The sequence below is a fragment of the Nostoc sp. NMS8 genome (assembly GCF_017115045.1).
GTDB lineage: Bacteria > Cyanobacteriota > Cyanobacteriia > Cyanobacteriales > Nostocaceae > Nostoc.
Map to the genome: position 1 here is coordinate 21,997 of NZ_JABXKK010000013.1, position 6,682 is coordinate 28,678.

Annotated in this window: 6 protein-coding genes; all 6 read right to left on the bottom strand. The window is 39.7% G+C overall.

Going from position 1 to position 6,682, the window contains the following annotated elements; genetic code table 11:
- Positions 1-140: 140 nt before the first annotated feature.
- The 6 genes from HWQ39_RS00945 to HWQ39_RS00970 all read right to left on the bottom strand — a co-directional run bounded on the left by HWQ39_RS00945 (position 141) and on the right by HWQ39_RS00970 (position 6,663).
- The gene (locus tag HWQ39_RS00945) at positions 141-1,469 is read right to left on the bottom strand and encodes a radical SAM protein (protein WP_292840262.1); all 1,329 of its coding nucleotides are present in this window, start codon (positions 1,467-1,469) and stop codon (positions 141-143) included.
- Positions 1,470-2,192: 723 nt separating this feature from the next.
- Positions 2,193-3,137 carry a hypothetical protein gene (locus HWQ39_RS00950; protein WP_292840264.1) on the bottom strand — a complete coding sequence of 315 codons (945 nt, stop codon included), beginning with the start codon at positions 3,135-3,137 and terminating at the stop codon, positions 2,193-2,195.
- A 289-nt stretch (positions 3,138-3,426) separates the two neighbouring features.
- Entirely contained in the window at positions 3,427-3,711 is a 285-nt protein-coding gene (locus tag HWQ39_RS00955; protein WP_292840266.1) for a hypothetical protein, read from the bottom strand.
- Positions 3,712-3,798: 87 nt separating this feature from the next.
- Positions 3,799-5,691 (bottom strand): hypothetical protein, encoded by a 1,893-nt coding sequence (locus HWQ39_RS00960; RefSeq protein ID WP_292840268.1) that lies wholly within the window; start codon positions 5,689-5,691, stop codon positions 3,799-3,801.
- Positions 5,688-6,236, bottom strand: coding sequence for a hypothetical protein (locus HWQ39_RS00965; RefSeq protein WP_292840270.1), 549 nt, complete (start codon positions 6,234-6,236; stop codon positions 5,688-5,690). The genes HWQ39_RS00960 and HWQ39_RS00965 overlap by 4 nt, the downstream gene beginning before the upstream one ends.
- 22 nt (positions 6,237-6,258) lie before the next feature.
- Complete coding sequence (locus HWQ39_RS00970; protein WP_292840272.1) at positions 6,259-6,663, bottom strand: hypothetical protein; 405 nt, start codon at positions 6,661-6,663, stop codon at positions 6,259-6,261.
- Between the last annotated feature and the right edge of the window lie 19 nt (positions 6,664-6,682).

Sequence of the window (6,682 nt, forward strand, 5' to 3'; positions counted from 1 at the left end):
CTGTTTTTAAATTCTACAGTTTGAAGATTTTTTCTCGCGAAAATTAAAGTTTATTTATCATATTTAACAAAAATTATTATTTTAAGATAATATTTAATAATTGTCGGAAGATACAGCCCTTGTAAATACGCTTTAAATAATTAAGAAAAATTGAAATACTTTTCCTTATCTAAGGTATTTTTATATTCATATTCATCCCAAATACAGTTAGGGTCTTTCACGTTGTAATCGTCGTATACCGACTTAGCTAAGAGAGGATCTCCACCTAAACAATGAGAAAAACAAGCTTTATTACGGCACTTTGACTGGTCATAACTCATAATAGCATGATGAAAAGGTGAGTTGATTGCTAAGGCTTTGTGGTAAATATTTTGGATATCTTCCAACTGAATATTGCTTATAGCTAGCTGAGTATAATCTCTTTGGGTTAAAGGTTCACATCCCCCGATTACATAACCATCGGATGAAATCCGCAAAGTGTGTCGCCAGTATTCAGGAATTAGTTCTGGTCGAAGTGTGATGGTTATGGAGTCATTAATATAAATATTTTGATATAAATGTCCATATTCATCTTGACGAAGATTTTTTGGAATTAGCCAACCACTATCTATTAATGCTGGAATAAAGGCAGCACAATAAGCACATATTTCTATTAAAATGGTGACTGATTTTGGAACTATTACTGGTATAAGAGATTGAGAGAGGCTGTCTAAAAAGTCTACTATATCCTTTGCTTGTAGCTGGTATTTGTGCATTTTTACAGCCATCAAAGGACCAATATCGAACCATTGTACTTCTTCTTCAATAATAAGTTTATGAATTAATCTAATCACTGAATCATCATTGAAGCGTTGAAGTGTAGTAGCAACAATTACTCTTTTTGCTAATTGTCGATTCAGAGCGATTCTTAAGTTTTTTAAGACTAAATCAAATTTACCTTTTCCCCTAATTTGATCATGTTCATCACGTAACCCGTCTAATGAAATATCCAAATAATCGAGTTTAATTGCCTCTAAATCATCAGCATATTTATCAATTACTAAACCATTAGTAACTCCTCCCATCTTGATTTGGGGATACTTTGTGCGAAGTTTAGCTATATGTTCAAAAAATTGGATTGAACGCTTAGGTGTAAGAGCATCTCTATCTGTGACTGCAATTAATCTTGTACCCATTTGTTCAATCATGTTTGTGACTGTGTTTAGTAAGACAGGCATGGGTGTTAATTGACTGATCATAGCGCCACTTTCGTAACCCAAAAAGCAATGTTGGCATTCCAGTCCACAGGTATTACCTATACCTAGTTCTAACTGGATGAGACGTGACGTTTCAACTAGATTTTGATAGAGTTGATAACTAGTAATTTGTTTTTGACCTACAGATAACCATTGTCTGACTATATTGATATCATAACCAATGGGGTCATTATACTTTGCATATACTCCTCCTTTACTAGCTGCTAATGACATAGAAAACCAACCTCCTCATTCACCCCCTTAAATCTAGTTGATGTTCTAAATAAAAATTAATTTTTGTAAAATTGATGAGTAGCGATCGCAATTCCACAGCGAGATGATTGCATACTTGTCCATTGCTTTTAAAACCTCTAATTTAACGCCTGCAATTTGTGTAACAATTAAAAAAGTTACAACAAAGTTAATTTTGAGAATTAGCTGCTCTAACTGTTACACCATAAATAATTCAAGCGTTTGCTCATACAAATGCTTGTAACCAAGTTACAAGCACTGAGTTGCTAAATCTTCCTCTGTCGTATGTACTGTCGATATTAGATAACTTTCTGGGAAATCTAATACATTAACCTCAAGAATCGATAGTTGTAACTGTTGATTTTGTCTATGGTAGTAGAGTGATGCAGTTAGTTCGACACCCTACCACGATTTAGACTGTCTTTTAGGACGAAAATCTTACCTTTGGGCAAATGAAGATTCGCCCGTGAGTAGCATTGGAACAGGAATATACGTTAAGCCCAAGATGCATACTGTACCTGAGTTTGAGCCGCCGTCTTCAAAGATATCTATTCTTGTGATAACAATTTTTATCACAGGAAAAATAGCCTCAAAGCCTGAATAACCGATGAAAATGAGACATTGAAAAAAGTAGAAATTTTATTGTTATCACAGGAATCAGTCGTTAGCGTACATTTTGGTTCCATTGCTACTCGCACGCGAGATTTATGAAGGATTCTGCCAACCCTCGTAAACTGCGATCGCAATATCCACAGCCGGATGACTGCAAAGTTGCTTCAGAGTTTCCTTACCACCAGATTGAAGAGCTGAAATAATTTTAGTCCTCAGTTCTGGTTTCCGCTCAATTTCTTTTTTAAATTCGGTAGCAAATATCTGTTTTTGAGGTTCGGTGTCTGTAGGATATATTTGCGAAAGATAATCTAGTATCGCGTGAATTTCCTCGGCGGCTTTTATTAAATCTTGCTTTGCAGAGTAGTTATTTTGAGTCCCGTTTTGATGTCCGTTAACTGTATTGTCAACGTTTAAAATACCCTTGTTATTGGGTAAAATCCAATTCGTTGCAGTCATGTTTTGTGTCCTATCTAAATTAATGTTGAAGAAACCTAAACTCACATGGATACGAATGATTTTTAATTGTTGTGAAACCCTGTTGAATGGAGTTTTATTTAGATTAAAAATGCCTGCCTTGTGAGCATCTTGATGGAACTTCCTAATAAAATTAATTATTCGTTCATAGGAGTCCTCTATATTGTGATCTATTTCTTGTTTATTGATAACTTCAACTACGCCAGGAAGAATTTTTAAAGATACAACTTCTTGCCAGAATTCTTTTTCAGTCAACTTACCTCGCTTATTAGGAGCGGAGGTAATGAATATAAACTGAGTATCTAGACCATGATTGATGATCTCACGGACAACTCCTCTTCCTTGCCAGTGTTGTAATTCTCCTTCTTGCTCATTAAAAACAGGGGGAACAAATAAAATCTCATCAATCAGAGCTATTTTGGTGTTATTATTTTTGGCAAACTCAATAGCGTCAGTGGAATGCTGAGTAGGGTAGTAATCGATTCCAGCATTTTTTAACCTACGTTCATGTAGAGCTAGCCAACGTTCATCGTCATCTAGAATTAGCACTTGAGGGTTAGGCATGAATACTATATGGAGATATCATTTATATTCAAGATGCCAAAGCTATCGTTAGTTCTTATTTCATGATATTTGCTGGATGTTTGATTTGATTAGTGTCCTATAATATACGGTTTCAAGTAGAACGTTAAAATAATTATGTACGTAAAACTATTGATGAGTTTGGCTTTTTAAATACTAAATACAATAAATTTCTGAAACTAAGTTACAAGTGATAATTTTACCTTTTATTTGTATAAAGTTGATCCACTCTGTATTGATTAATATTTTTCTTTGATACCAAAGCTCATGGCTAAAAAGATACTTTGTAACTAGGGTGTGTCATCAAATAGATTTTTTCAGGGTGCATCCAGCTTGGTAGTGTCCTTTCCTCATCTTCTAAGTTGTTTCCGTTCTCATTAACTAGACCATAACGGACAACTACCCTAAATAGTGGTGTTTCACCATTGGCGCTAAACTTCTCCAGTAAAATTATCCGAGATTTTGGAGCTTCTACAAGTCCTGTGTACGCTTCAAGTAATCCATCCTCACTTTCGCATTCGCCGTTAATAATCGTGAACAATTTTTTTATACTCATTTTTTCATGCTCCAAAATTATCTGTCTGCTGTCTGAGTTCTATCTTGCTCTCTGTCTCCTTTGTGCCTTGCTGTACAAGGATTATGTCTAGTTCTGTCCGTTCTGTCCCTCTGTCCGATTTTGGGTAATTTCGATAGTATTTGCATCTAGCCAGACGGCCAGCCTGTTCTCAACCAACTCATTAAACAATCGCTTCAACTGTTCGGAACTGAACCGTTGACCTTTTACCTTGAAGTTTGGCTGTATCTCCTGTATGACTGCCGATGTTCTTCCGGTGCGCTGGAGGTATTGCAGCAATGATTGGGCAAAGGGTGTTAGGGATGGAGTAGGGTTAGAGTCATCTGGGGGCTTATCTAAATTAAATTCCAATTGCCAGATGCGCTCGGCTGTTTGGTGATCAGTGGAAAGTTTGGGGTCTACATGACTGGTGTTGCCTTGAGCATCAGCTTGAAAGGATTCATCAAGCCGAAAATCAATTCGCTTGTGGTCGAGTTTAGGCAGTTCAATATCAATCCATTGACCATGCCCAGGTAGCTTAATCTTGCCCTGACCGCTAGCTTTAGCTTCTGTGGTAATCGGGTCAATAGTTGCGATTAGTTCAATCTCTAGTAATGCAGCATCCCGAAGTTTTGATAATCCTTTGGCTTTGGCTAGGATTTCCATTGTGCGGTCATGAGCTACGAACAAAGGAATCATTAATTGTTTGCGAGATTCAGTCATGGCACAGCGAAACCATTTACCAATAAAATCTGGATCTGGTTTCCATTTATCGAGGTCACAATCTTGGGGCATTGGCTCAGTTATGTTATCTGTCCAGGTGGTGAATTCCTCAGCAATAACTGATAGCATCTTGCCGCTATTTCTTAACCGTTCTGTCCACTGTTCTTCAGTTAGCCCACTACGGCGGTAATCTTCATAGCGCTGGCGCATTTCATCCATGTACCATTGCATAAAGTCCGCTATTTCTTTGTAGCCGGTAATCAGCCGCACACCTCGCCATTCGACCGAAGTTCCGTGAGGGTCAAGCGCTACGATGTTCCATCCGGCTTGACGCTTTGACCAGATAATCTCTCTGGTAGTCCATGATTTACCTGCACCCATGCCCCCAAATATCAGCGTGGGGTAGCCGATGGTGTTGTTGATCCAGCGATATTTGTCGCCGTCTCTTATCGCCTGTTGTTCACTGCCAGTAACCTTGTCTGAGGGGTCAATCGTCCCTGCTAAAGTCTGACTCCCTTGCAAGTAAGGCGTTTTCATCTCACGCAACAGCAAAATGTACTCCGCCTTCTGTTGCTCAGTCATCCCAGCCGTCTGCGCCTCAAAGATAGCCTCGGATGCCTCCATTTGGGTAACTTCAATCTCAGTGTGGGCGTAAATCTCTGCTTTTTGGATATCAACAGTGCGCTCGTTGGCGATTAGATCCAAGTCGGCTTGCAGTTGCACTTCTGCGATCGCAACATCTCGGTAGCTCTCTAACAACTCGGAACGTGCGGCCATCTCTGCTTTTGCTGCGTCCCGTTTTTGGGCGATGTCTTCAAATACGGCTTTCTGCTTCTCCTCATACTGACAATGGCGCAACATCCACCCAGCTAGCGCAAACCCCAGGAATCCACCAAACGCCCAAAACGCTTTGTATGGGTTGGTAGCTTTGACTAAGCCGTTTACCCCCATAGCTGGGTCACGCACTACTTGGCGCGGCATTCCATCTAACTGCCATTGCTCCCAATAATGGGGGGTCATCCTAAAAGGTCTGTTATTCTGATCCTGACATACCAATTTTTTCTGGGGAGTCCGAATGCAAAAATAAATGCGGTCGCTTGACTCCCCTTTCCAAGCCATTGCCGCAGAGCTAATTCCTACAGTTAAACTCAGCCCAATGGCAACAGCTTTCTTGTCCATCGGCAACTGTCCGAACCACAACATTAAACCCGATTGTTGTGACTCAGATAACTGTTTATGTTTCTCGCTTAAATAATTCATTTACTCTTACCACCACGAAATAGAAAAATCATTAATATCACTAGAAATATGCCCACTCCTGCACCATCCATCCAACTTGAAGATTCAGCAGTTTTTGGCTTATAAACCGACTCAATAGAAGTCTTAACTGTACTAGTAGAAGTTCTCGATTCATTCCACTCACTAATGGGTTCATTGAGCGCACACAATAGGGCTAATGACGCACTGCAACCAGTCATTAGATTAGTGACAAAATTATTAAACCCTTCACCTGTTGCAGTGGCAGTAAAGTACAGGTGTGCAGTACCCACAGCTAAGAACATTCCAACTGGGTGAACTTGTAATAAATGAAAGGTGAAAATCACTGCCGAATTTAGACAACTGCCAGCGACAATCTCACAGGCATTACCAGCACGTCTAAATGTTCTACCCCGGTTATTTTCTGGCAGTGGTTGTGGCTGTTCTGGTTGTTGATGCTGCTTAGTTGATTGTGGTGTTTGTGCCAGCCCTTCATGCAAAAAAGGGCTGACGCTATGAGGATCTTCATTTCGTTTCCTTACTAGCATCAGCCTTACCTTTATTGATTAATTATCTATCGCCTAACTTCTGCCACAAGTTACCCAACATTGCACCCCAACCGCGAACTGTTCCTGTTGCAGAAACACTTGATGCTGGTGCATGATTTTGGCTAGTAACTGGTATGACTTCTTGGGGTGTTTGATTGGGTTCTAATGCCCTTGAGCCAAACCTCGCACGGGCTAACAGTTGTTGTCGTTTCTCTCTTAATCCTGTAGTAATTGCTTGCCTCTCAGCTTGCACAGTTTGCTTATTTTCTATGCTGCTGATTTTATTTTCATGCCGCCAAAGTTCAGCCTGTAAATCTTGATGTAATTGGGCTGCAACTTCAGTTAAAGCGTGTTTGCGCTTTTGATCAATCCGCAGCAGATCCGCTCTATCTTGGTTTGAGTCGATGGCTGGTATTATCCAGCGCACCTCTCAGTTAGATCCGGAC

Coding starts and splice junctions, on each gene's coding strand:
- HWQ39_RS00945 (WP_292840262.1), bottom strand. CDS start 1,469: ATGTCATTAGCAGCTAGTAAAGGAGGAGTATATGCAAAGTATAATGAC.
- HWQ39_RS00950 (WP_292840264.1), bottom strand. CDS start 3,137: ATGCCTAACCCTCAAGTGCTAATTCTAGATGACGATGAACGTTGGCTA.
- HWQ39_RS00955 (WP_292840266.1), bottom strand. CDS start 3,711: ATGAGTATAAAAAAATTGTTCACGATTATTAACGGCGAATGCGAAAGT.
- HWQ39_RS00960 (WP_292840268.1), bottom strand. CDS start 5,691: ATGAATTATTTAAGCGAGAAACATAAACAGTTATCTGAGTCACAACAA.
- HWQ39_RS00965 (WP_292840270.1), bottom strand. CDS start 6,236: ATGCTAGTAAGGAAACGAAATGAAGATCCTCATAGCGTCAGCCCTTTT.